The organism is Flavobacterium subsaxonicum WB 4.1-42 = DSM 21790, assembly GCF_000422725.1.
In the GTDB taxonomy this organism is placed as follows: Bacteria; Bacteroidota; Bacteroidia; order Flavobacteriales; family Flavobacteriaceae; genus Flavobacterium; species Flavobacterium subsaxonicum.
The window spans coordinates 498,506-523,632 of sequence record NZ_KE383909.1 but is presented as its reverse complement, the minus strand read 5'-3'; the positions used below and the strand labels follow the sequence as shown (position 1 = coordinate 523,632).

General features: G+C 42.6%; 25 protein-coding genes. 22 read left to right on the top strand and 3 right to left on the bottom strand.

Annotated features, from left to right (window positions below; translation table 11 throughout):
• Positions 1-73: 73 nt before the first annotated feature.
• A complete protein-coding gene (locus G509_RS0112770; RefSeq protein WP_026991889.1) occupies positions 74-367 on the bottom strand; it encodes a hypothetical protein in 294 nt (97 codons plus the stop codon).
• A gap of 208 nt (positions 368-575) precedes the next feature.
• Between G509_RS0112770 and G509_RS0112765 the strand changes: the two genes are divergently transcribed.
• The 17 genes from G509_RS0112765 to G509_RS0112680 all read left to right on the top strand — a co-directional run bounded on the left by G509_RS0112765 (position 576) and on the right by G509_RS0112680 (position 14,871).
• Complete coding sequence (locus G509_RS0112765) at positions 576-1,010, top strand: hypothetical protein (RefSeq protein ID WP_026991888.1); 435 nt, start codon at positions 576-578, stop codon at positions 1,008-1,010.
• A 157-nt stretch (positions 1,011-1,167) separates the two neighbouring features.
• On the top strand, positions 1,168-2,346 hold the full coding sequence (locus G509_RS0112760) for an acetyl-CoA C-acyltransferase (RefSeq protein ID WP_026991887.1): 1,179 nt from the start codon (positions 1,168-1,170) through the stop codon (positions 2,344-2,346).
• An 862-nt stretch (positions 2,347-3,208) separates the two neighbouring features.
• Entirely contained in the window at positions 3,209-3,970 is a 762-nt protein-coding gene (locus G509_RS0112755; protein ID WP_026991886.1) for a C40 family peptidase, read from the top strand.
• A 60-nt stretch (positions 3,971-4,030) separates the two neighbouring features.
• On the top strand, positions 4,031-5,095 hold the full coding sequence (locus tag G509_RS0112750) for a WG repeat-containing protein (RefSeq protein ID WP_131450711.1): 1,065 nt from the start codon (positions 4,031-4,033) through the stop codon (positions 5,093-5,095).
• A gap of 108 nt (positions 5,096-5,203) precedes the next feature.
• Positions 5,204-6,058, top strand: a complete 855-nt coding sequence (locus tag G509_RS0112745; RefSeq protein WP_026991884.1) for an alpha/beta hydrolase — start codon at positions 5,204-5,206, stop codon at positions 6,056-6,058.
• Between the two features lie 115 nt (positions 6,059-6,173).
• The gene (locus G509_RS23760; RefSeq protein WP_026991883.1) at positions 6,174-6,860 is read left to right on the top strand and encodes a carboxypeptidase-like regulatory domain-containing protein; all 687 of its coding nucleotides are present in this window, start codon (positions 6,174-6,176) and stop codon (positions 6,858-6,860) included.
• A gap of 3 nt (positions 6,861-6,863) precedes the next feature.
• Positions 6,864-7,496 (top strand): carboxypeptidase-like regulatory domain-containing protein, encoded by a 633-nt coding sequence (locus G509_RS0112730; protein WP_026991882.1) that lies wholly within the window; start codon positions 6,864-6,866, stop codon positions 7,494-7,496.
• Positions 7,497-7,499: 3 nt separating this feature from the next.
• On the top strand, positions 7,500-8,195 hold the full coding sequence (locus G509_RS0112725) for a carboxypeptidase-like regulatory domain-containing protein (RefSeq protein WP_026991881.1): 696 nt from the start codon (positions 7,500-7,502) through the stop codon (positions 8,193-8,195).
• 80 nt (positions 8,196-8,275) lie between these two features.
• The gene (locus G509_RS0112720; protein WP_026991880.1) at positions 8,276-8,680 is read left to right on the top strand and encodes a hypothetical protein; all 405 of its coding nucleotides are present in this window, start codon (positions 8,276-8,278) and stop codon (positions 8,678-8,680) included.
• Positions 8,681-8,717: 37 nt separating this feature from the next.
• Positions 8,718-9,365: an HAD family hydrolase gene (locus tag G509_RS0112715; RefSeq protein ID WP_026991879.1), complete on the top strand. Its 648-nt coding sequence runs from the start codon at positions 8,718-8,720 to the stop codon at positions 9,363-9,365.
• 681 nt (positions 9,366-10,046) lie between these two features.
• A complete protein-coding gene (locus tag G509_RS0112710) occupies positions 10,047-10,619 on the top strand; it encodes a hypothetical protein (RefSeq protein ID WP_026991878.1) in 573 nt (190 codons plus the stop codon).
• Between the two features lie 94 nt (positions 10,620-10,713).
• Positions 10,714-12,117, top strand: a complete 1,404-nt coding sequence (gene rimK, locus G509_RS22060; RefSeq protein ID WP_051200201.1) for a 30S ribosomal protein S6--L-glutamate ligase — start codon at positions 10,714-10,716, stop codon at positions 12,115-12,117.
• The gene (locus G509_RS0112700; protein WP_026991877.1) at positions 12,101-12,466 is read left to right on the top strand and encodes a DUF1304 domain-containing protein; all 366 of its coding nucleotides are present in this window, start codon (positions 12,101-12,103) and stop codon (positions 12,464-12,466) included. The genes rimK and G509_RS0112700 overlap by 17 nt, the downstream gene beginning before the upstream one ends.
• A gap of 3 nt (positions 12,467-12,469) precedes the next feature.
• Positions 12,470-12,667 (top strand): GldL-related protein, encoded by a 198-nt coding sequence (locus G509_RS23860; protein ID WP_026991876.1) that lies wholly within the window; start codon positions 12,470-12,472, stop codon positions 12,665-12,667.
• A 6-nt stretch (positions 12,668-12,673) separates the two neighbouring features.
• Positions 12,674-13,090, top strand: a complete 417-nt coding sequence (locus G509_RS0112690; RefSeq protein WP_026991875.1) for a hypothetical protein — start codon at positions 12,674-12,676, stop codon at positions 13,088-13,090.
• A gap of 111 nt (positions 13,091-13,201) precedes the next feature.
• Positions 13,202-13,618 (top strand): DUF1801 domain-containing protein, encoded by a 417-nt coding sequence (locus G509_RS22055; RefSeq protein ID WP_035738944.1) that lies wholly within the window; start codon positions 13,202-13,204, stop codon positions 13,616-13,618.
• 161 nt (positions 13,619-13,779) lie between these two features.
• Positions 13,780-14,871, top strand: coding sequence for an alkene reductase (locus G509_RS0112680; protein WP_026991874.1), 1,092 nt, complete (start codon positions 13,780-13,782; stop codon positions 14,869-14,871).
• A gap of 247 nt (positions 14,872-15,118) precedes the next feature.
• On the opposite strand, the gene hutH is transcribed toward G509_RS0112680, so the two are convergent.
• The gene (gene hutH / locus G509_RS0112675; RefSeq protein ID WP_026991873.1) at positions 15,119-16,627 is read right to left on the bottom strand and encodes a histidine ammonia-lyase; all 1,509 of its coding nucleotides are present in this window, start codon (positions 16,625-16,627) and stop codon (positions 15,119-15,121) included.
• Between the two features lie 71 nt (positions 16,628-16,698).
• Positions 16,699-18,198, bottom strand: coding sequence for a bifunctional ADP-dependent NAD(P)H-hydrate dehydratase/NAD(P)H-hydrate epimerase (locus tag G509_RS0112670; protein WP_026991872.1), 1,500 nt, complete (start codon positions 18,196-18,198; stop codon positions 16,699-16,701).
• A gap of 288 nt (positions 18,199-18,486) precedes the next feature.
• Here G509_RS0112670 and thrA point away from each other — a divergent pair, with 288 nt between their 5' ends.
• The 5 genes from thrA to gcvT all read left to right on the top strand — a co-directional run bounded on the left by thrA (position 18,487) and on the right by gcvT (position 25,121).
• Positions 18,487-20,937: a bifunctional aspartate kinase/homoserine dehydrogenase I gene (gene thrA / locus G509_RS0112660; RefSeq protein ID WP_026991871.1), complete on the top strand. Its 2,451-nt coding sequence runs from the start codon at positions 18,487-18,489 to the stop codon at positions 20,935-20,937.
• Positions 20,938-21,011: 74 nt separating this feature from the next.
• The gene (locus tag G509_RS0112655; RefSeq protein ID WP_026991870.1) at positions 21,012-21,932 is read left to right on the top strand and encodes a homoserine kinase; all 921 of its coding nucleotides are present in this window, start codon (positions 21,012-21,014) and stop codon (positions 21,930-21,932) included.
• A gap of 7 nt (positions 21,933-21,939) precedes the next feature.
• A complete protein-coding gene (locus tag G509_RS0112650; RefSeq protein ID WP_026991869.1) occupies positions 21,940-22,461 on the top strand; it encodes a hypothetical protein in 522 nt (173 codons plus the stop codon).
• Positions 22,462-22,485: 24 nt separating this feature from the next.
• Positions 22,486-23,781 (top strand): threonine synthase, encoded by a 1,296-nt coding sequence (gene thrC / locus G509_RS0112645; protein ID WP_026991868.1) that lies wholly within the window; start codon positions 22,486-22,488, stop codon positions 23,779-23,781.
• Positions 23,782-24,038: 257 nt separating this feature from the next.
• On the top strand, positions 24,039-25,121 hold the full coding sequence (gene gcvT / locus G509_RS0112640) for a glycine cleavage system aminomethyltransferase GcvT (protein WP_026991867.1): 1,083 nt from the start codon (positions 24,039-24,041) through the stop codon (positions 25,119-25,121).
• Positions 25,122-25,127: the final 6 nt, after the last annotated feature.

The following is a 25,127-nucleotide window of genomic DNA, read 5'->3' as shown; positions in this document are numbered from 1 at the left end:
TGACCATATTATACAACAAAACCCCGCCAGTATTCGACGGGGTTTTGCTTTTTATAGTTGCGTAATTTGAAATTTAAAACCGTACGTCCCAGTTTTTGCGCAGCCACATTTTCATTTCAATGCGTGTTTTTAAGTCGGCTGGCATATAGTTTTTAATTAACCGTTCCAGTTTAGAAAAGCTACGGTCGGCCTCCATGCCGTGTATGCCCATAAAGCGGTTAATAAAATCCAGCAGCTCGAAACCATTGTTGCGGTCTATAATATCGTAGTCTTTATACGACTCATAGCTTTTTTGCTCGGCCGGGTGCGCCCAGGAGTAGTTGTACCTGAGTAATTTTTTTCGGGAGTAGTCAGTCATAACCTGCATAAAGTGATTTTTTTTATTGGTAACTAAATATAAGAAGCGAAAACGATATAGAGCAACCCGAAATTTATATAAAATAGTTAATATTTTATTTTATCTATAAACTGTAATTATATCCGATGAAATGCAGTTTTAGGGCAAGGTTGCTAGAAAAATTATAGTGTTAATTAATCCGCCTAAATGTTTATGTTTGCCATTATATATAATAATTATGAAAGGAACGTGGCAGGGTTATTACAAGCACAATAATCTTAAAGTACAAAAGATAAGAAAGTTTGCTCAAACCAATTTTACTATTGTAATACAATCTTTTGACGGTAAAAATTTTGGAGGTAATGTAACCGACGATTTGGCTACAGGGGGCATGCAGGGCATAGGGTATATAATCGGGACTTTAAATAATACCGCTATCGCATTCGAAAAACTAATGCCAATAGCAACTATTTTAACCCAGGACGGTTCCACGCAGCAACAAGACAAACCACACAGCCCCCTATATTATAAAGGCACATTAAGCGCCGATGGTACTACTGCCGCCGGCACGTGGAAGTTTAAAAACAAGATTGTAATGTTATTTGGCATTATTCCTATACCCTATTGCCCAGGGCGGGGAGTGTGGCAAATGGAGCTAATAAACGGCAGTTAAAAACTGCACGGTTATTGTAATACCACTACATCATCTCTATTTTATTAAAACGTTATCAATCGGTTTAATTTAGAAACATTTTTACACATAATATTTTTTTAAGCGGTTTTAATCATTAAATTCGCAACATCAACAACATAATAAAGAAATTTAGGCCATGAATAAAAAAGTAGTAATCGTTTCGGCAGTACGCACCCCTATTGGCAGCTTTATGGGCGCGCTGTCTACCGTTACGGCTCCGCAACTTGGGGCAGCTGCCATTAAAGGCGCGCTCGAAAAAATAAACCTTAAGCCAGAACTGGTAGACGAGGTATTAATGGGCAATGTAGTGCAGGCCGGTGTTGGCCAGGCGCCTGCAAGGCAGGCATCAAGGCTTGCCGGCCTACCCGATAATGTAATTGCCACTACCGTTAATAAAGTGTGCGCCAGTGGCATGAAAGCCGTTATGCAGGCTGCACAGGCCATACAATGCGGCGATGCCGAGATTGTAGTAGCCGGCGGTATGGAAAACATGAGCCTTATACCACACTACGTGCAAATGAGGGCGGGCAACAAATTTGGCCCCGCTACATTAACCGATGGTATGCAAAAAGACGGCCTTAGCGATGCTTATGATAACAGTGCTATGGGTGTTTGTGCCGATGCCTGCGCTACCGAATATAACGTTACCCGCGAAGAGCAGGATGCTTTTGCCATACAATCTTACGAGCGCTCTGCCGCTGCATGGAATGTCGGTAAGTTTGATAACGAGGTGGTGCCTGTTGCTGTACCACAGCGCAAAGGCGACCCTATAATGGTTACTAAAGACGAAGAATATACTAACGTAAAGTTAGATAAGATACCCGCCCTTAACCCTGCCTTTACTAAAGAGGGTACGGTTACTGCTGCCAATGCATCTACCATTAACGATGGTGCTGCGGCACTGGTACTTATGAGCGAAGACAAGGCTAAAGAGCTTGGCCTTACCCCGCTTGCTTATATTAAAGGCTATGCCGATGCCGAGCAGGAGCCTAAGCGTTTTACCACTACCCCATCTATTGCTTTACCAAAAGCGTTAGACAAAGCAGGCATAAGCAAAGAGGATGTGGACTTTTTTGAATTTAACGAGGCGTTTTCTGTAGTGGGTATTGCCAATTCTAAAATTTTAGGCCTTGATGCCACTAAGGTAAACGTAAACGGTGGTGCGGTTTCTTTAGGCCACCCGCTTGGTTGCAGTGGTGCCAGGATTATAGTTACCCTTATTAATGTATTACAACAAAACAATGCCAAAATTGGTGCAGCTGCTATTTGCAATGGTGGTGGCGGTGCTTCGGCTATTGTTTTAGAACGCGCGTAACTTATATTTTATACTTTATTTTGAGCTCGGGTAGAGCGGCATGTTTGTCGCCCTACCCGAGCTTTTTCTTTTCGCCTACCTTTAAATTTTACCACAAAAGCACAAAGCAGTACAGGTTCAATAATCACAAAGTCCGCGAAGAAAACCATCTAAAGATGGAAGGACACAAGGCTGGGGTTATTGATACTGTTATCATATCCGTATAGCCCTGTGTGTTTTGTCAGATAAAAAAGCTTTTTCTTTTCGCCTACCTTTAAATTTTACCACAAAGGCACTAAGCAGTACAGGTTCAATAATCACAAAGTTTGCGAAGACAACCATCTAAAGATGGAAGGACACAAGGCTGGGGTTATCACCGTTATCATATCCGTAAAACCTTGTGTGTTTTGTTGGAGAAAAAAGCTTTTTCTTTTCGCCTACCTTTAAATTTTACCACAAAGGCTCTAAGCAGTAGATGTTTAATAACCACAAAGTCCGCGAATACAACCATCTAAAGATGGAAGGACACAAGGCTGGGGTTATGATATGGTTTGCGAAAATTTATTCGAGCTCCGGAGGAGCGGTATATCTATAGCATTATTTACAGCATTTATTTTGAGCTCCGGAGGAGCGACATATAAACAGATGCCGCTCCTCCGGAGCTTTTATTCAGGGGTTTATATAGTTACTATAAATATACCGCTCCTCCAGAGCTATAAAAAATTGCATGCATCATAACAATTCATACCAAAATATATTTAAAAATTATGTACTTTGCTTAGTAAACAAGCTTCAAAATTTACTGCTATATTTGTGCTTCAGGAAAAAACAGCATCTGTTAACAGCCAATAGAAAATAATCATTTAAAAATAAACATTAAAGGATGTTTGGTATTTGTAATCTTGCTATTGTCCCGCTTAGGCTGGAACCCAGCGACCGTAGCGAAATGACGTCGCAGGTTTTGTTTGGCGAACATTTTAAGATTTTGGAAGAAACCCCAAAATGGTCGCGTATAGAATTGGGTTTCGACAATTATAACGGCTGGATAGATAACAAGCAGTTTAAAAACATTACCGAGGCCGATTATAACAGCCTGCAAAACGCTGCGCCGGTGCTTAACGCCGACCTTATTGAATACATTACATCATCTAACAACAGTTTGCTGCCCATACCCATCGGTTCGGCTATTACGTTTTTAGATCAACCCTCTGTAAATACCGAAGATTTTATTTTTGAAGGCTTAAAAGCATCGGGGGTAACCAACAAGCAGCAATTGCTTCAAACCGCATTTTTATACCTTAATTCGCCGTACCTGTGGGGTGGCAAAACCCCTTTTGGCATCGATTGCTCGGGCTTTGTACAAATGGTGTACAAGCTAAACGGTTATGCCATGCTTCGCGATGCATCGCAACAGGCAACCCAGGGCGAAGCTCTTAGCTTTATTGAAGAAAGCGAACCCGGCGACCTGGCCTTTTTTGATAATGAGGAAGGACGCATTATTCACGTTGGCATTATAATGGAAGACAACTATATTATACACGCGCACGGCAAAGTGCGCATAGACCGCCTGGACCACCTGGGCATTTATAATGTAGATACCAAACGCCACAGCCACAAGCTCAGGGTTATCAAGAAAATTATATAATTGGCTACCCTTGTTTACTTCTTTCAAAAACTATTACAGTTTTTTTTTAATCCCGAAATTATGAGTGATGAAGACAACTTTATACAGTTTAATAAGGGTGAAAAAATGGGAATATGGAGTAGCCGAGGTATTGTTATACCTGCTATTTACGACTTTGTTGGTTTTATATATGACGGTACATTTCTGGTAGAAGATAAAGGTAAACATGCCTATTTTAACAGATTGGGGGAAATCATAATTCCGTTTAACGATATTTACGATTCGTACGGTGATTTTGCTGAAGGGCTGGCACGTGTAAGAATAAATGATAAGTGGGGGTTTATTAACAAAACGGGGAAAGAGGTAATAGCACCTCAATTTTACTTTGCCGAAAACTTTTGTGAAGGTATGGCAATAGTAAAAAATCACGATAATTTAAATGGAGCTATAAACAAACAAGGTGCGTTAATAATAAATTATAAATTTAGTTATCTCTCTGCTTTTAAAAATGGTTTTGCCGTTTTTGGAAATGATAAACATGGTTTAATTAACAAATTAGGAAAAGTTGTTTTACCACAGGAATATAGTAGTATTGGCGACGTAAATGACAACAAATTAATAGTAAGAATAAAAGAAGGCAATTATTATAAAGAAGGTGTATTTACTATTGGCGGTACTGTAGATTGGAACAATAATATGGACACTGCCAACGAAAAAATACGCTTATATAACGCTTATAAAAAAGAAGCCAGGCTTTTTATAGAAAAACTTTATAGCGATGGTTGCCCTTGTAGTTATAAAAGATTCAGGCATTATATTGTGTGGAAAGAACCTATAAGTTTTGAAGACCAGGAATTGCTGTTTGTAGAATTTATAATTTTTTTAGAAAAATTGGATGCCAATACTTTTCGATGCAAAACATGTGGCACAATTTATACTCAGGCGTACAAGCAATACAGCATTAGCTTGTGGGTACTTAATGTAGCTATAAAACAAAATGGCAATTATACGGATAATGGAGCAGCTGTTTTAAACCCCATTCCTGTTAATTTGGGCTTTAAGGGTTACAAACTCGAAAAAATAGAGGGAACTTATTTTATTACCAGTACTAATGTCGTACTAAATTATTTGGCAGAAAAGAGTTAACACTTACAATAAGTTACCAATGCAGGCACACCGCCTGCATTTTTTATATAAAAAATGCCTATTTTGCGTTATAATAATCAATTCCCCCCTCATTACAATATTCTGACTATGAAAAAGCATTTGATACTACTATTATTCTTAAGTTTTTTAACGGCATGCTCGTCTGACGATGATAAGGCAACAACCGTTGAACCTAAATACGACAGCAGCGTTGCCCTTAACTTAACAGATGTGGCGTATGGGTCTGACCCGGAACAGCTACTGGATATTTACCTGCCCGCAGGCCGCGATACCGATACTAAAGTGATTATTTTAGTGCACGGCGGCGCATGGATTGAGGGCGACAAAGCCGATTTTGCCGAAGCCGTGGCCGTTATAAGGGCGCAGTTTCCTGACTATGGTGTGGTAAATATTAACTACAGGCTGGCCACGCCAACAAGCCCTGCCTACCCTAAACAGATAGATGATATTAAACTGGTTATAGACCATTTAGAGAACGGTGGCTATGTACTATCTAACGATTATGCCTTTTTAGGAGCCAGCGCCGGTGCGCACCTATCTATGCTGTACAGTTATAAATATGATACCGATGGCGATGTTAAAGCCATTGTAGATATTGTTGGCCCTGCCGATTTTACCGACCCTAACTACCTGTCTCACCCCTTATACAGTTTTGCAGCGCAGGCATTAATAGGTACGCAGACCCCAACTTCGGCACAAATTGCAGAAGTTAGCCCCGCTAATTATATAAAGGGCAGTTCGGCTCCAACACTGTCGTTTTACGGTGGTGTAGACCCGTTGGTACCCGCATCTCAGGGTCCGCTTTTAAAGGCAAAGCTTGATGCAGCGGGTGTGTATAACGAATTCAACTTTTACGAAGATGGTGGCCACGGCGACTGGGATACCGCAACTTTTATAGAGGTGTATGCCAAAATTGAAGCGTTCTTAAAAAGCCGTTTCTAATTATATTTCAAAAAAATTTAGGGGCGTCCCAACCTTTGGGGTAATAAACTGCTCTATAGTTATAGAGTAGTTATAGTTTAGTAATAACTGTAAAATCAATCTAAACAATTTTGCCATGCTTACTAAAATTCAAATAGCCATACCTACCCAGTGCCACGAAAACTGGGAGGACATGACCCCCGAAGATAAAGGCCGCTTTTGTGCTTCGTGCCAAAAAAAGGTATACGATTTTACATCAGCATCTGATAAAGAAATTGTTAGCGTTTTAAACCGTGAGGCCAACGCCTGCGGCAGGTTTACTGCCAGGCAGTTAAACCGTGACCTGCAAATTCCGAAAGAAAAAAGTTCAGCTTGGATGGCGGCAAGTGCTGCCGTGTTGGGCTTTTTAACGTTAGGTACAGCAAATGCCGTTGCACAAACCCCTGTACCTACAGAGCAACACGAACAACAGCCTAATTATATGCTTGGCAAATTTATTGCGCAACCCCAATTATTTACCGGCAAAGTAACCAATGAGGCCGATGGTGCCCCCTTACCATTTGTTACTGTGACAATAAAAGGTACGGCAACCAGCGTACAAACCGATGCCGATGGTGTTTTTTCGATAAACGCCTCACACGGTACTATGCTAACCTTTGAGGCCATTGGTTTTGAAGGTAAGGAAGTTACTATATCAGGAACAGAGGCCATCAATGTAGTAATGTATGAATATAGTGCAACACTATCCGGTGATATAGTGGTTGTAAAAAATCGTACATTTATGGGGCGCATCTTTCATTCAATAGGTAACATATTCCGATAAACCATGTCAAAAAAAATTAACATATCCATACCCGCCCCCTGCCACGAAAACTGGGAGGCCATGTCGCCTACCGATAAGGGCAGGTTTTGTGCTTCGTGCCAAAAAAATGTGGTTGATCTTACAAAAGCGTCTGACAGGCAGGTGGCCGAATTTTATAAGAACAACCCTAATGAGTGCGGTTTATTTTTAGACACCCAGCTTAACAGGGATTTGCTTATCCCTAAAGAAAAAAGCCGATTTTGGGCTGCTGCAAGTGCCGCCGTATTAAGCTTTTTTGCTGTAGGCACAGGCCAGGCCCTGGCTCAGAGCGAACCCGTTGCTACCCAAGAGACTATCTCTAAAGGGCTGGCTAACAAAACGGTGTCGTTATATATTTCGGGTACGGTTGTTAACGAGCACAACAAACCCATACCTGGAGTAAAGGTTGTCGTTAAATATTCTACACTGCAAACGGTTACCGATCATGAGGGGCGTTTTACAATTAAAGCCGCACCCGGTGATACATTAAAATTTACCGATGCTACCTTTGAAACGCGAAAAATTAAGGTTACCAATGCTACAGAATATACTGTTGCCCTTGAATTTAAAGAAAAAACTGTAAGAAAGCCATCGCAGATTATGGGACGATACTTATAATGTATGCATAAAAAAATTAACATATCCATACCCACCCCCTGCCACGAAAACTGGGAGACGATGTCGCCCACCGATAAAGGCAGGTTTTGTGCTTCATGCCAAAAAAATGTGGTTGATCTTACAAAAGCGTCTGACAGGCAGGTGGCAGCGGCTTTCCGCGAAAGCGATAATTTATGTGGGAGGTTTTTAAAATCGCAACTGGAGCGCGACCTGATAATCCCAAAAGAAAAGAACAAATTGTGGTTGGCTGCCAGTGCGGCCGTGGTTACATTACTCACGATAGGAAACAATCAAATGTTTGCTCAATCTCCTGTAAATACAGAGCAGACTGAGGGTAAAACTGACGAAATTGATGCATCAACTTCTCAAACCAGAACTATAAAAGGTACAGTGTTAGATGAAACTAACATGCCATTGCCAGGCGTTAAGGTAAAGATTAAAAACTCTAACACATTAGGTGCGCAAACTGATTTTGATGGGCACTTTACAATACAAGCTTCTGCGGGAGACATATTGATTTTTAGTTATATAGGCTTATGTACTAAGGAAAAAACAGTAACTGCAGATAACTCTTATAACATAACTTTAGACGAGTCAGGTTATGAAGGGCAAATGGATTTAATAGCCGTGGGAGGGGCTTTTGCAAGGCCTTCTTTTTTTGGCCGCATCTTTCGGTCTATTGGCAATATATTCAGGTAGCTAAAATAGTAAACCACGATTAGGGTTTTTTAAGGTTATTTTTGGTATGTTTGATGGATGCAATTTCCAATATTTAGGATATGAAATTAGATTATAGTTCCGAAAAATATATTACCTGGGTCACTTTGAGATCAATCTATTTTGAGCGAAAACTCGAAAATGAAACAGCTTTCGATGGTATTGTAAAAATATATAGTGTAAAAACCAATGATTTAAGTTTAAATGAAACTTTAAAAGGGAAATATTTTGGTTCATTCTTCTTTCCAACTGAATCAGGTTTTTTTCTGCGGATGTTTAATAGTAAAAATTCATGGCCAAAAACAACTTTGGTGTACCTAAATCTTAAAGACCTAAATTTAGTTAAAATAGATACCAATAGATCATCCTGGAATCTATGGACTGGAGTTAATTTAGGGAATGGAAAGTACTCCATAAATATATCTCCTTCAAAATCATTAGAGTATATTGTAATAGCGGAAACGTGATTTATTTAAATACTACATTTCATCAAACAACAACCCCATGCACAAAATAAAAGCCGTAATCTTCGACCTCGATGGTACCCTTGCCAACACCCTGCCCCTTTGTATCAAGGCTTTCAGGAGTTCGGTAGAGCCGTTAATTAACCGTAATGTATCTGATAAAGAGATTATTGCCACCTTTGGCCCATCGGAAGAAGGTACTATTATGGCACTGGCTCCCGAAGCGTACGACCAGGGTGTGGCCGATTACCTTATGCATTACCAGGCCTACCACGATATGTGCCCCGCCCCTTTTGATGGCGTTAAAGAATTGCTGGACAGCCTGCAAAACAAGGGTGTGCGCATTGCTATGGTTACCGGAAAAGGCAAATCGAGTGCCGATGTATCTATAGAAAAATTCGGCTTAAGCCATTATTTTGAGTTTATCGAAACCGGATTGCCAAGTGGACCCAGCAAACCCGATGGTATTGAAGCTATTATAAGGGCGTTTAACAACGTGCCGCTTAACGAGGTTATTTATGTGGGCGATGCCCCAAGCGATATTATTGCCTGCCGAGAAGTGGGCATACCTATTGTTGCCGCCGCCTGGGCCGAAACTGCCGAACCGGAGCGCCTTATCCGCCTTAACCCTGATCAGATTTTTTACAGTGTTCCGGAGTTTTCGGAATGGCTTTTAAGCAATGTTTAATTTGGTGATTTGGAAGTAAGTGGATATGGTAATTTGATAATTCGGTTATTTGATTTTGCATTATTTGATTGTGCACTATTCCATTCCGAATGAAGCGCAGCGGAATTGAGGAATCTCAAAAATAACTATTTTTATCAAGATTTCTCTTTTCGTCGAAATGACATGATCTCTATAATTTGGAACGAAACGGAATTGAGCAATCACTAATACCGACACCAATTTCACAAATTTACACCAATTGGTTAGCAATCGTGGCATTCCCCTCTTTTGGAGGGGTGGCTGAAAGCCGGGGTGGTTCAGTTCATGAAATTATATCCTAAGCTTACGCTATAGTCCTCTCCCCCAACCCCTCTCCAAAGGAGAGGGGAGCAGCTTCACTCATTTGTTTTGATTGCGTTATTATAGTTGTCTAAAAATACTAAGCTGTACCCCTTATCGGCTCCCCTCTCCTTTGGAGAGGGGTTGGGGGTGAGAACAAATAACCATTACCAAAAATAATGAGATTGCTTTGTGCCTGTTCAAATTCGTGAAAGTCGTGTCAGAAAAAAAAGTTGCGTTATGAGAGACGCATTTAATGAGTGCCTACAGCCAAGCACATCAAATAACCAAATCCTCTAATTAACAAATCTACCCACAAAAATTGAATACATTTGCAGCTATACCCATATTAAACCGGTTACCATGAAAATTTTCTTTGCGCTTGCTGCCCTTGCTTTTTTAACGGCTTTTGATGGTTCTATGAACGGAATTAAGATTGGCAGTAGCGAGGCTACGGTTAAAAAACTTACACTTAAACAGGTTACGCATACTGAGGGCATGTATAAATACCGGACCGATAACGGCAACGATTTTTCTGTTACACTTGAAGATGGCAAGGTGGTTTACATGGAGAACGACTGGCTGCAGAAACCCGAAGGTGCGCAATCGCTGCTGCCGGGCCTTACTTTTGGCAAAACCACACTTAGAGATATAAGGCAGCGTTTTGGCAGCAAAGGCTTTGTTTATGCCGAAAACCAGAACATGGTTACCAAAACCCATCTGCTTGAATTTACTTGCTACGAAACCACATCGCTTAATAATGAGGTGCTTGTGGTAGTAACCAAGATTCCGTTTAGCACTACCGTGGGCGAAAACACCGATGTTTCGAGGCTGTTAACCCTTGATGCCATTGTTATTGCCAAGGCAGATTACCTTGAATTTTTATGGGGTGCCCAGAAGGCGTACAGTACTGGTTATAAAAAGATTATGCTGTAACGTTAATTTACTGTAAATTGTTTGTATAAAAAGCGCCCTAACCTACTGCACATATAAAAAAAGTAGTAATTTAGATTACAGTAATTATATAAAAATGCTTGAGAAAGTAATTGTAGGAAGTGAGGAATGGTGCGCCTTTCCTGAGTTGGGTATACCCACTATAAAAGCACGTGTAGACAGTGGCGCAAAAACATCGGCACTGCACGCCATAAACATTGCCCCCTTTGAAAGGGAGGGCGAAAGTTGGGTAAAATTCGATATTAACCCCATACAAAACAACTCTAAAGCTATTATACACTGCCAGGCCCCGCTTGTAGACAAGCGCGTGGTTAAAAGCAGCAGTGGCTACCGCGAGCAGCGTTATGTTATAAAATCGCGCATTCAGGTGGGCGATATCGAGTGGGATGTAGAAGTTACGCTAACCAACAGAGATTCAATGGGTTTCCGTATGCTTTTGGGTCGCGAGGCCATGAGCGGCCGTATATTGGTAGACCCTGAGCAAAAGTACCTGTTAGGCCAGCCCACCCGCGAAAAACTTATGGAGCTGTACGAAAAAGGCGAAGAACCCAAACGCGGGCTTCGCATTGGCGTACTGGCCAGTAATCCTGAGCTTTACAGCAACAAGCGCATTATGGAAGCCGGCGAGAGCCGTGGCCACGAAATGCACTTTTTAAACCTTAAGTACTGCTACATGAAGCTGGATGCCGATACGCCCGAAATTCATTACCGTGGTGGCAGGGTGCTTAACGATTTTGATGCCGTTATACCCCGCATCAGGCCGAGTATGACGTTTTACGGCTGTGCCCTAACCCGTCATTTCGAGGCGCTTAAGGTGTTTTGCCTCAACTCGTCGGCAGCCATCAGCCAGTCGCGCGACAAGCTGTTTTCGCTCCAACTGCTTATCAACAGCGGTATCGACATCCCCACAACGGGTTTCGCCAATTCGCCACTCGACACTAACGACCTTATTAAGATGGTGGGCGGTTCTCCGCTCATCGTAAAATTACTGGAAGGCACACAGGGCAAAGGCGTGGTTTTGGCCGAAACCAAAAAAGCGGCAGAAAGCGTAATTAACGCATTTAAAAGCTTAAATGCCAATATATTAGTTCAGGAATTTATTAAAGAAGCCAACGGTAAAGATATCCGTTGCTTTGTGATTGACGGCAAGGTGGTAGCAGCCATTCAGCGTGAAGCGTTACCGGGAGAATTCCGTGCTAACATCCACCTTGGTGGTACGGCATCGGTAATAAAAGTTACTGCCGAAGAAAAGCGCATTGCCATTCGCGCTGCCAAGGCCATGAACCTCAAAGTAGCAGGTGTAGATATTATACGTTCGTCTAAAGGGCCACTCTTGCTGGAGGTTAACTCGTCTCCGGGGCTTGAGGGCATAGAGGGCGCAACCAATAAAGACATTGCCAGCGAGATGATTAAGGCCATAGAAAAGAACTTTAAGCGTATAAACACGCCACCAATTATACCCGATGATGCTGCTGTCTAAAATTCTAATAGCTTTTGTAGCCCTTATACACACTTACATTTTATGGTTAGAAATGTTTGCGTGGACAACGCGCGCCAAAAAGGTATTCAGGAATTTTCCGGCAGATATGTTCGAAAAAACCAAAAGCATGGCAGGCAATCAGGGGCTCTACAACGGGTTTCTGGCAGCCGGGCTGGTATGGTCGCTGCTTATAAGCAATGCCGAATGGAGCAGCAATGTGGCCCTGTTTTTTCTGGCCTGCGTTTTTGTTGCCGGCGTTTATGGTGCGATTACTGTGCAGAAAAAGATACTGTTTGTACAGTCCATCCCTGCCCTGTTAGGCATATTGGCTGTGCTTTTTAAAATTTAAACAATGAAATATTATCAGATAATTATTGTATTAGTTTTAGGGCTGATAATCACTATAGTAGGTGCATTATTTAAAGTTATGCACTGGCCTTACGCAAGCATCATGCTTATAACAGGCATGTTTACTAAAGTTGCAGCCCTTATCTTACTGATAATCAAATTAATTTCTGACAGAAGGACGAATAACCTTCTTAATAAATAACTTACTATGAAGAGAAAAATTACCTATTTTGCTATAGCACTACTATTGCCCCTTTTAGGATTTGCACAGTCTAAAGACTGCCTTAAATTTAAAGACGGCACGTTTAAAGTTACAGATCCGGCCTCTAAGAAAGTCTGCATTATTACCCGCAACGGCAATGTACAGACCGAAAAAATGGAGGAATCGGAAGAGGTGTATGATTTCGACCTGGTCTGGATAGACGACTGTACCTATACCGTGAGCCCTACCCCGGCTACCGTGGCACGTAATAAAGATGTTACCAAGGCCGGCACCATGACCGTTAAAATTACAAAAACTACCGATAAATCGTACGTTCAGCGTATTACGGTTGCTAACAACCCAAAATTCAGGAGGTTCGACGAGGTGTTTTTAGTGCCTGAGAAAGGTGAAAAGGGTGAGTAGATTTGGGAACGAGTGCTTATAAGGATAATCTGTCCCATTTCCACCCTGTAACCGTCTTATTTACATAGCATCAGGTTGACATTACGGTACTATGTTTGTAAAAAAATAATCATGGCTAAACAAAAGCTAACTGACAACGAACAGGTTACTAACTACATTACCACATCTATACATCCGTTGGCAGCCACTATGGAAGCCCTACGGCAGGTTATTTTAGATGCTGATGCCTCAGTGTCTGAACAGATTAAGTGGAATGCCCCCGCTTTTTACTACAACGGCGCTATGGCTGCTTTTGATGCTAAGGATTACAAACGCGACATTGTTGTTTTTAACCTCCGTAAAAACGATTACATACTGCTTATCTTCCCGACTGGGGCATCGATTGATGACGACCCGACCGGAATTTTAGAGGGCGATTATGCCGATGGCCGCCGCATGGTTTTTATTTATAGCAAAGACGATCTCAGCTCCAAAAAAAATGCGTTGCAGCAGGTCATAAAAAATTGGTTAACTAAAGTCCAAAAATAGTATTTTATACCAACCGGTATATTTTTAAAATCAATGCAAATTTCATCTAAAAAATATACCGATTGGTATATTTTTACACATTTAAGCCTTATTTAAGGTAAGATTAACCCTCTTGCCCCACATGGTTTTGTAACTTAGTTCAAAATCCAAAAGTGAAAAATATGGCCTTAAATAGCACCTTAAACCTGTTTGCACCCTTCGATTCCGGTAGCCTGAATTTTAAAAATCGTATTGTTATGTCGCCCATGACCCGCTCGCGTGCCATTGGAAACGTACCAAACGACCTCATGGCCGAATATTACAGTCAGCGGGCATCGGCAGGGCTTATAATTACCGAGGGTACAGCACCTTCGCCCAACGCTTTGGGCTACCCACGCATACCCGGAATATTTGATTACGAGCAGATTGAGGGTTGGAAAAAGGTTACTGAAGCCGTACATCAGCAAGGGAGTAAGATCTTTTTACAGCTAATGCACGTCGGCCGTATTGCCAACCAGGAGAACATGCCGGAGGGTACCGATATTGTGGCGCCCTCGGCCATTAGTGCCGACTCGGATATTTTTACTGATACTAAAGGCTTACTTAAAACGGGAACACCAAAGGAACTGGATATAAACAGTTTATATGCAACCATTGAAGAATTCGTAATAGCCTCTAAGAACGCAATTGCCTCCGGTTTTGATGGTGTAGAAATGCACAGTGCCAACGGTTATTTGCTGGAGCAGTTCCTAAATCCGCACGCCAATACCCGTACCGACGATTATGGCGGGAGTATAGAAAACCGCGCCCGTTTTGTAATCGAAGTTACCCAGGCAGTTGCACAAGCCATTGGCGCAGAGCGGGTTGGCATACGCTTTTCTCCTTATGGGATATTTAACGCCATGCCGGCTTATAATGAGGTGTATGAAACCTACCAATACCTTGCTAAAGAGATGAATAGGCTGGAAATTTTTTACCTGCACGTGATTGATGCACCTGCAAGGCAATCGCAGGAAGGTATTGGGCTGATATCGGCTATTCGCGGCTATTTCAATGGTTTACTGATACTTAACGGAGGCTATAACAAGCAAAAAGCCATCGCTGCTGTAGAAAGCCGCGAGGCAGATATGATTGCCTTCGGAACGCCTTACATTGCTAACCCCGACCTGCCCTACCGCCTTGAAAACAACAAGCATCTTACCCAACCCGACGAAGAAACTTTTTACACACCCGGCGAAAAAGGGTACACAGATTATCCTTTTTACAAGGAGTAATTTTATTGATTATTAGATAGTTAGATCTATAGATTATTAGATTAAGATACATTAGAACCTTCTTGGTTATTGCGAAGCAGGCACGACCGCGGCAATCTCACTCGAAACTCTACAATGATGAGATTGCCGCGCTACATTGCATTTTGCTCGAAATGACTACAACAGGTATTGTAGGTATATTCTAATAGTAAGTTAACAATATTCAAGCCTAACTATCTAAAAATCAAATCATCAAAACATCTAAACCCTACTCAATAACACTATCATCTAAATGCAGGTTATTAAGGAAAGCGATGGTGTTTTCAATATCATAGTGCAATATGCGGTCTTCGGTTACTAAAGGCACTTCTTCGCGGTACGATTTTACAAAAACCTCAATGAAATCGCTTGATTTTAAAGGCCTTCTGAACTCTAAAGCCTGAGAGGCATTCATAAGTTCTATAGCCAATATACGCTCAACATTCTCTACAATCCTAAGGGTTTTGGTAGCAGCATTGGCACCCATACTTACGTGGTCTTCCTGCCCATTGCTGGATACAATACTATCCACACTCGCAGGGGTTGCCAACTGTTTGTTTTGGCTAACTATGCTTGCTGCAGTATATTGCGGAATCATAAAGCCTGAATTTAACCCCGGGTTGCTCACTAAAAACGGCGGCAATCCGCGCAGGCCGGAGATAAGCTGATAGGTACGCCTTTCGGAAATACTGCCCAGTTCGGCCATTGCAATTCCAAGGAAATCAAGGGTTAATGCGAGTGGCTGGCCGTGGAAATTTCCACCGGAAATAATCTGGTCGCTCTCAACAAATATGTTAGGATTATCGGTAACCGAGTTAATTTCTATCTTAAACACTTTCTTTACATAATCTACCGTATCTTTCGTAGCACCATGCACTTGCGGTATACATCTAAACGAATACGGGTCCTGCACGTGCTGTTTAGGATGCGCAATAATTTCGCTATCTTCAAGCAAATCGTTAAACCTGCGGGCAGTAACAATCTGACCTTTATGAGGGCGCACCATGTGTATGTGCTCATCAAAAGGCTCTATGCGTCCGTCAAAACCTTCTAAGGAAATTGCCCCAATAACATCGGCTAAATAATTCAGCTTTACCGATTTAAGAAGTACATACACGCCGTAAGCACTCATAAACTGGGTACCGTTAAGCAACGCCAGGCCTTCTTTAGATTTAAGGATGATAGGCTCCCATCCCATTTTGGCAAGCACCTTGTGGGCCGGCTGGCGAAAACCATCCATATATACCTCACCCTCACCCAATAACGGTAATGAAAGGTGCGCAAGCGGAGCTAAATCGCCCGAAGCGCCAAGCGATCCTAAAGTGTATATTACAGGGTAAATTTCGTTGTTATAAAAGTCTACCAAACGCTCAACCGTTTGCAGCTGCACGCCACTGTTGCCATAGCTAAGCGATTGTATTTTAAGCAATAGCATGATTTTAACGATAGCTTCGGGCACTTCATCACCCGTACCGCAGGCGTGCGATTTTACCAGGTTTTCCTGAAGTTTAGAAAGGTTATCGTTAGAAATTTTTACATTGTATAGCGATCCGAACCCTGTATTGATGCCGTAAATGGGCTTATCCAGCGATTCCATTTTATTATCAAGGTAGGCACGGCACTTTTCTATGTTGGCACGGGCCTCTTCAGATAAGGCTAATTTTTTATCCTGAGATAGGATATCATTCACGATTTCAAGGGATAAGATATCGGTACTTATATAATGTATGTTGTCCATAATTTGCTAACTGCTTAGAATCTCCAAAATTCACTATTATGCAATTAAAAAACAACTTATTTGTCATATTTTCATTTTTGCCTGCGTTCTGCCTCAATTTTAAGATAGGCTTTGCCCAAATAATTAACCACATCCATAGCCGTAAACGCCTGCATACTGGTCTCTTCTACAGCCACATCGGCCGTAAGGCCATGCAGGTACACCCCAAAAATAGCCGCATTGGCAGCCTCATAACCCTGCGCGAGCAGCCCTGTAATAATTCCCGTAAGGGTATCGCCGGTACCGCCGGTTGCCAGGGCGGCATTGCCCGTAGAGTTTATATAGATGCTGCCTCTGTAGACCACCATAGTGTGCGCATCTTTAGCTACCAGTATGATATTGTGTTGTTTAGAAAACACTTTCATCTTCTCTATCTTATCAAAATCAGTCTCCCAACCGCCCATTAGGCGCTCCAGTTCTTTAGGATGCGGGGTCAGAATGGTGTTTTCGGGCAGCTGTGCCAGCCATTCTTTATTGGCAGCCAGTATGTTAAGCGCATCGGCATCTATAACCAACGGTACGTTTTGCCTGTTTAAAAACTCCTTTATGGCATTTTGCGTTTCGGGATGCTGACCTATGCCAGGACCTAATCCAATAGCTTTAGGCTGAAGCTCATAACCAATTTTTGTAATATGCTCATCGCCATCGGTAAGCACCATAGCCTCGGGGAAAGCCGTCTGTAATACATTATAACCACATTTAGGTATGTAAGCCGTTACCAGTCCGCAACCCGATTTTAAGGCTGCTTTCGCCGAAAGGCACATCGCCCCTATTTTGCCATAACTGCCGCCAATAATTAGCGCGTGGCCCTGAGTACCCTTGTGCGCATGGGGCTTAACAGGGCGATAGAGCGTAAGAGCATGGTGTTTGTTAACCAGGTAATAATCAGATACTAAATTGGCTATAAATTGCTTATCCAGGCCAATATCCATAATCTCTATATGGCGGATATAATCGCTGTTGCCCGGCAGGTAAAACGCCAGTTTAGGAAACATAAACGTAAGCAGCATATCGCTCTTCACTGCAAATTCAGTCGGCTTATCCATGTACAGCCCAGATGGCACATCTATAGATATTACCTGGCCATCGCAGCGGTTAATGCGCTCTACCACAAGCTTAACGCTATCGGGCATTTCCCGGTTAAAGCCAATACCAAACAAGGCATCAATGTAAATAAGCTTGCCTTTTTCGTACTGATAGTCTTCGCTTTGGTTGTGCTCAACACCAAGTTGGTTAAACTCGGCAAGGGCGGTCTCAAAGTCGGGCGTGGGCTTACCGGCCTCATTTACAATATCTACCTTAGTAGGGTAGCCATCAAGGTGCAGCAGTCGCGCCACCACCAGGCCATCGCCGCCATTATTGCCCTGGCCGCAAAAAACATGAAAGGTGGTCTCCTTATCCGGAAAGTGCTTTTTAATCCATAAAAACACCTCTAAGGCAGCGCGTTCCATTAACTGGTACGATGTTATATTTTGGTTAGAAATTGTTATTTTATCAGCCTCCCTAATGTTTATTGTGTCAAAAATTTTCATTTGCCAGTATAATTGTTGTAATTATAAAAATTATGCAAAAAGCTAAGCAGCTCTTTTGCAGCTACGTAAATTTATTACATTTGTAAGTATATGACGGTTAACAGCAACAAATATTTAACTATACCTACCCCTGCATCCTGCGGCGTTGTTGCTATTACCATTATTACAACCACCACAACCCCATTGGGGTTATAATCATTACATATAGCCGTTTAAGGGTTATTTTCTTAAAGAAAATAGCATAAACATCCGTGTCAAAAATCTATCTTTACCATAAACCAACCGTGTATGAACATCATTAAATTTGGCGGAACATCTGTAGCCAATGCCCAAAATATAGCCCGCTGCATAAGCATAATCAAACAAAAAAAACAAGAAGTGCCTATAGTAGTGGTGGTTTCGGCCCTTGGCGGGGTGACCGATTTACTGCTTGCTGCCGCCATTAACGCCTCAGAAAAAAGCGAAGACTATAAACCTGTGCTGCAACAGCTGGAAGAACGCCACCTGGAGGTTATTAAAACCCTTTTGCCGGCCACAGATCAAAGCGCGGTACTTAGCCATGCCAAGCGCGAATTAAACCGCCTGGAAACGCTTTTAGACGGTTGTTTTTTATTGGGAGAACTGTCTGAACGTACTAAAGACCTTATACTGTCTTTTGGCGAGGTGCTGTCATCGTACATTATTGCCGAAGTTTTAAAGGGCCAGGGCGAAGATGCAGTACTGGCCGACAGCCGTGAACTGATAAAAACCAACAACCGTTTTGGTAAAGCCGTGGTTAATTTTGAGCTGACTAATAGCCTGATTTCCGGACATTTTGCCGAAAACAAGAACGATATTACCGTGATGCCGGGCTTTATTGCCGAATCTGGAGACGGTTACACCACCACCCTTGGCCGTGGCGGGAGCGATTATACCGCTGCCATTGTTGCCGCTGCTTTAGAGGTGCCATCGCTTGAGATTTGGACCGATGTTAACGGCATCTATACCGCTAACCCTAAACTGGTTAAACAGGCCGAGCCGATACCTTACATAACGTTTGAAGAAGCTATGGAGCTTTCGCACTTTGGTGCCAAGGTGCTCTACCCGCCTACAATTCAGCCTATTCTGACTAAAGATATTACCCTACACATAAAAAATACCTTTGAGCCCGATGCCCACGGCAGCACCATTAGCAAGGTGCCAGCGGTTAAGAGCGAGAACCCTATTCGCGGTATTAGCAATGTAGACGACATTACGCTGATTACCCTGGAAGGCCCCGGTATGGTGGGCGTTGCGGGCTTTTCTAAGCGATTGTTCGAGGTTATTTCTAAAGAAAATATCAATGTTATATTTATAACCCAGGCATCGTCTGAACACAGTATTTGTTTAGGTATTGCCGATGCCGAGGCTAAAAAAGCCAAAGCCGCCATTGATGCCGAGTTTGATTTTGAAATTAAACAGCTTAAAATATACCCCGCCATTATAGAGAATCGTCTGTCTATCATTGCAGTAGTGGGCGAAAACATGAAAAACCACCAGGGGCTTAGTGGCCGTATGTTCAGTACTTTGGGTAAAAATAACATCAATATCCGCGCGATTGCGCAGGGAGCATCCGAAAGGAATATCTCGGCTGTAATTGACAGTAAAGACGTTAAAAAAGCCCTGAATACCCTGCACGAAACCTTTTTTGAAGATGCTACCGTACAGCTTAACCTGTTTGTTATGGGGGTTGGCAATGTGGGTGAGAAATTCCTTGACCAGATCAAGTCGCAATACGCCTATCTTAAAGATAACCTGAGGATTAACATACGCATAGCAGGCCTTTCCAACTCCCGAAAAATGTATTTTGAGGAAGATGGAATAGACCTGAACAGCTATAAAACCCTGCTGGAAACCGGCGAGCCTACAAGTACCGATGGTTTTATTGCTAACATTAAGCAGCTTAACCTTCGCAACAGTATTTTTGTAGATAACACCGCCAGCCATGTTGTAGCTGCTACGTATGCCCAGTATTTAAAAAACAGCATTGCCGTGGTTACCTGCAATAAAGTGGCTTGTTCATCTGAATATGAGAACTATAAGCTGCTTAAAAACCTGAGCCGCCAGTATAACGCGCCGTTTTTGTTTGAAACCAATGTGGGTGCAGGCCTGCCTATTATAGACACCCTTAAAAACCTGATTGCCAGCGGCGACAGGGTGCATAAAATTCAGGCGGTGCTTAGCGGCAGCCTTAACTTTATATTTAATAATTTTAATGAAAGCACCACGTTTTACGATATTGTAAAGCAGGCGCAGACAGAAGGTTACACCGAACCCGACCCAAAAATTGACCTTAGTGGTATCGATGTTAAGCGCAAACTGGTAATTCTTATTCGCGAAAGCGGTTACGAAATGGAGATTGATGATATAGAGAACCGCTCGTTCCTGCCGCAGGAAAGCCTTGATACCGCAAGTGTTGATGCCTTTTTTGATTCGCTAACCACACATGCCTCTCATTTTAACGAGTTGTATGCAAAGGCATCTTCAGAAAGCAGCCGACTTAAGTTTGTGGCGTCTTTCGAGAATGGCAAAGCCAGCGTTGGCCTGCAATTTATCCCTAAAGACCACCCGTTCTATAACCTTGAGGGTAAAGATAATATCGTGCTATTTTACACCGACCGTTATGTAGACCAGCCCCTGCTTATTAAAGGTGCAGGTGCGGGTGCCGCGGTAACGGCGTCGGGTATTTTTGCTGATATTATTAGAATTGGAAATAAATAAAGAGCTTATTTGCCACGAACCATATTGATATACGAATCTAAATAGTAAAAATTCGTATCAAAAAGAAACTGTTAATGAACGAGATACAAATATTTTGCCCTGCTACTATAGCCAATGTTTCCTGCGGGTTCGATGTGCTTGGCCTTTGCCTGGAGAGCGTGGGCGATGAAATGACCATTACCAAAACCGACCGCATGGGCGTTAGGATTACCGATATTATTGGTGCCAACCTGCCGCTGGAAGCCGAGAAAAATGTGGCCGGTGTGGCGGCGCTCTCGCTGTTGCACCACTTGCTGCCCAATTGCGGTTTTGATATTAAGATAACCAAGAACATAAAAGCCGGCAGCGGTATAGGCAGCAGCGCCGCCAGTGCTGCAGGTGCGGTATACGGAATTAATAAGCTACTGGGCAGCCCCCTGACTGATAAAGAGCTGATTTACTTTGCCATGCAGGGCGAAGCATTGGCCAGCGGGTCTCCGCACGCTGATAACGTATCGCCTGCCCTGTTAGGTGGCTTTACGCTGGTGCGCAGCTACGACCCGTTAGATGTTATTGCCATAACTGCCCCGCCAGAGTTGTATGTTACGGTTATCCATCCGCAAATTGAGTTAAAGACAAAAGATGCACGATCGGTACTAAAAGAAAACATCAGCCTGAAAAAAGCCACCATACAATGCGGTAACCTTGGTGGGCTTATAAGTGGCTTATACACTCAAAATTACGATCTTATAGGCCGCTGCCTGCACGACGAGCTGGTGGAACCCGTGCGGTCGATACTCATTCCTAAATTTGCCGAACTTAAAGAAGCCGCTAAACAGGCCGGGGCTTTGGGTGGTGGGATATCCGGGTCGGGGCCATCGGTATTTGCACTGTCGCGCGGCGAAACCACCGCCCGTAAAGCAGCCGAGGCCTTTGCCGCAATTATGCAGCAAACCAGTGTGCCATTTGAGGCTCATGTATCTGCAATAAACCCTACGGGGATTAAGATAATGTAATGCTTTTATGAACGATAGAAAACTATTTAGCACTAATGTACTTATCGAAAATTTTATAAAACAGCTTGACCAGGTTGAAGTGCTTGATGGTGGGTGGACGATACTTTACATTGATAAAACTTCAGGAAAAGAATGGATAAAATATATTTTCGATGATAGAAGTCTTTCGCATAACTTGTTACAAATCAAACCCAGATTAAGTACCGATGATTTGATTGATATAGCATTAAACTCCACATATCCGGATGAAGTAATTGCAGCAGCAAATCGGCTTTATTATGAGGATAAGCAAGACAACAATCAATACAGAGCGCGACTGATAGAGAAATTACTGGAGAGAATTCAAAGTAAATTAGAACCATCAGAAAAAGAGCGGATTACAAGTATTATTCAGGCAGGCAACCTGCTAAGTGATCTTAACCGAAGAGAAATTACAGGCAAACATTATACAGAAGTGTATAAAGATGCCAACTACTTTAAAAATATTGCCTTTCAGGCAGCAGAAATTTTAGCACAACTTAAAGCATAGCTATTGCTTTTAAATATTAATACCATGAAATACTACAGCTTAAACAACCCCAGCATAAAAGTAAGCTTTAAAGAAGCCGCCATGACCGGTATAGCCCAGGATAAAGGCTTGTACTTTCCGGAAAGCCTGCCACAACTGGATGCCGATTTTATAGCCAATATAGAAAACTACAGCGATAACGAGATTGCATACCGTGCCATTGCACCGTTTATAGGCAATGAAATTCCGGAAGAGAAGCTAAGGCAGATTGTAGAAGAAACACTATCATTCCCCTTTCCGTTAATAGAGGTTGAGAAAGATGTGTTTGCACTGGAGCTGTTTCACGGCCCCACTATGGCGTTTAAAGATGTGGGCGCACGCTTTATGTCACGCTGCCTTAACTATTTTACTAAAGACGACGCCGATAAAAAGATAACCATACTGGTAGCCACTTCGGGCGATACCGGGGGCGCTGTAGCAAGCGGCTTTTTAGGTGTAGAAGGCATCGATGTGGTTATACTCTACCCAAGTGGCAAGGTAAGCGATGTTCAGGAAAAGCAATTGACAACCCTGGGTCAGAATATTACCGCGCTTGAAATTCAGGGCACCTTTGACGATTGCCAGGACATGGTTAAAAAAGCTTTTTTAGATGATGAACTTAAAGATGTACGGTTAACATCGGCCAACTCCATAAACATAGCACGCTGGCTGCCCCAAATGTTTTACTACTTTTTTGCTTATAAAGCGCTTAAAGCCGGCGGGAAACCTTTGGCGGTTGCTGTGCCAAGCGGAAATTTCGGTAATATTTGTGCAGGTATGATGGCACATAAAATTGGCCTGCCTATCGGGCATTTTATCGCTGCCACCAATGCTAACGATACCGTGCCGCGTTATATGGATACGCAACAATATACACCGCAACAAACCATAGAAACGCTTTCTAACGCTATGGATGTTAGCAACCCAAGTAATTTTGTGCGCATATTAGAGCTTTTTAATAACGAATTTGGAGCATTGGATAAAGAATTCAGCACTTATAGTTTTACCGATGCCGATACCATTGCCACCCTTAAAAAATTGTACACCGAAAACGGCTACCTGGCCGATCCGCATGGTGCTATAGGCTATCTGGGGCTTAAAAAACACCTTGCTGATAATCGTGACTTTACGGGCGTATTCTTAGAAACCGCCCACCCTGTTAAGTTTGCCGATAGCATTACAAATAATATTAATACTGAGATCGCTATACCTGAGCAGATTAAAGCGGTTATGAATGGCGAGAAAAAGACTATTGCAGTAGATAGTTATGAGGGGTTAAAGGGGTTTTTACTGGGGAGATAAGGGTTATTAACCACCCCGCCCTACGGGCACCCCTCCAAAGTAGGGGAATTCCAACTGCCTCTATCATTGGGACTGGCGCGCGCGCATGAACCATTGGGGCAATTTCCTTCAGACAACCAACAACCATCAACTGACAACCATCAACCAAATTAACAAATCCCCTACAATTCGTTAATAAATCATAATTGTTAATTTAAGGCTTTCCGATTGCATAATTTTCAATAATTTAGCGCATTCAAACTTTATTTCAAACATAAATGAAAAATACTGCGCTTACGCACGTTCACGAAGCACTGGGTGCTAAAATGGTTCCGTTTGCAGGCTTTAATATGCCTGTTTTGTATGAGGGTGTTAATGCCGAACACGATACTGTGAGAAACGGTGTAGGTGTTTTTGACGTTTCGCACATGGGCGAATTTTTACTATCTGGTCCGCATGCGCTCGACCTTATACAGAAAGTTACCAGCAACGATGCTGCTACCCTTACCATTGGCCGTGCGCAATACTCTTGCCTGCCCAATGCTACCGGCGGTATTGTAGACGATCTTATTGTTTATAAACTTAAAGAAGAAGAGTATTTACTTGTTGTAAATGCCTCTAATATTGATAAAGACTGGGAGTGGATATCTGCACACAACGACCTTGGTGTAGTTATGCGCAACTTATCTGACGACTACTCGCTGCTTGCCATACAGGGCCCAATGGCTATGGAAGCTATGCAGGCACTAACCTCTATAGACCTTGCCGCTATTAAATACTACCATTTTGAGGTAGCTGATTTTGCAGGTATAGAGCATGTTATTATCTCGGCTACAGGCTATACCGGTAGTGGCGGTTTTGAAATTTACGCTAAAAACAGCGAGATAGAGCACATTTGGAACAAAGTATTTGAAGCCGGCGCTGCTTACGATATTAAGCCAATTGGCCTTGCTGCGCGCGACACACTTCGCCTTGAGATGGGCTTTTGCCTTTACGGAAACGACATTAACGATACTACCTCTCCGCTTGAAGCCGGTTTAGGCTGGATTACCAAGTTTAATAAAAATTTCGTAAATTCAGATGCGCTTAAGCAGCAAAAAGAGGCTGGCGTTACCCGCAAACTGGTAGGCTTTGAGCTTTTAGACCGCGGTGTGCCACGTCAGGATTACGAAATTGTTGATGCCCTGGGTAATGTAATAGGCATAGTAACATCGGGTACTATGGCGCCATCATTAAACAAAGGTATTGGCATGGGCTATGTTCCGGTTGCTTTTGCTGCAGAAGATAGCGAAATATTTATAAGAATACGTAAAAACGATGTAGCTGCTAAAGTTGTTAAGCTGCCGTTTTACAAAAAATAATACCCC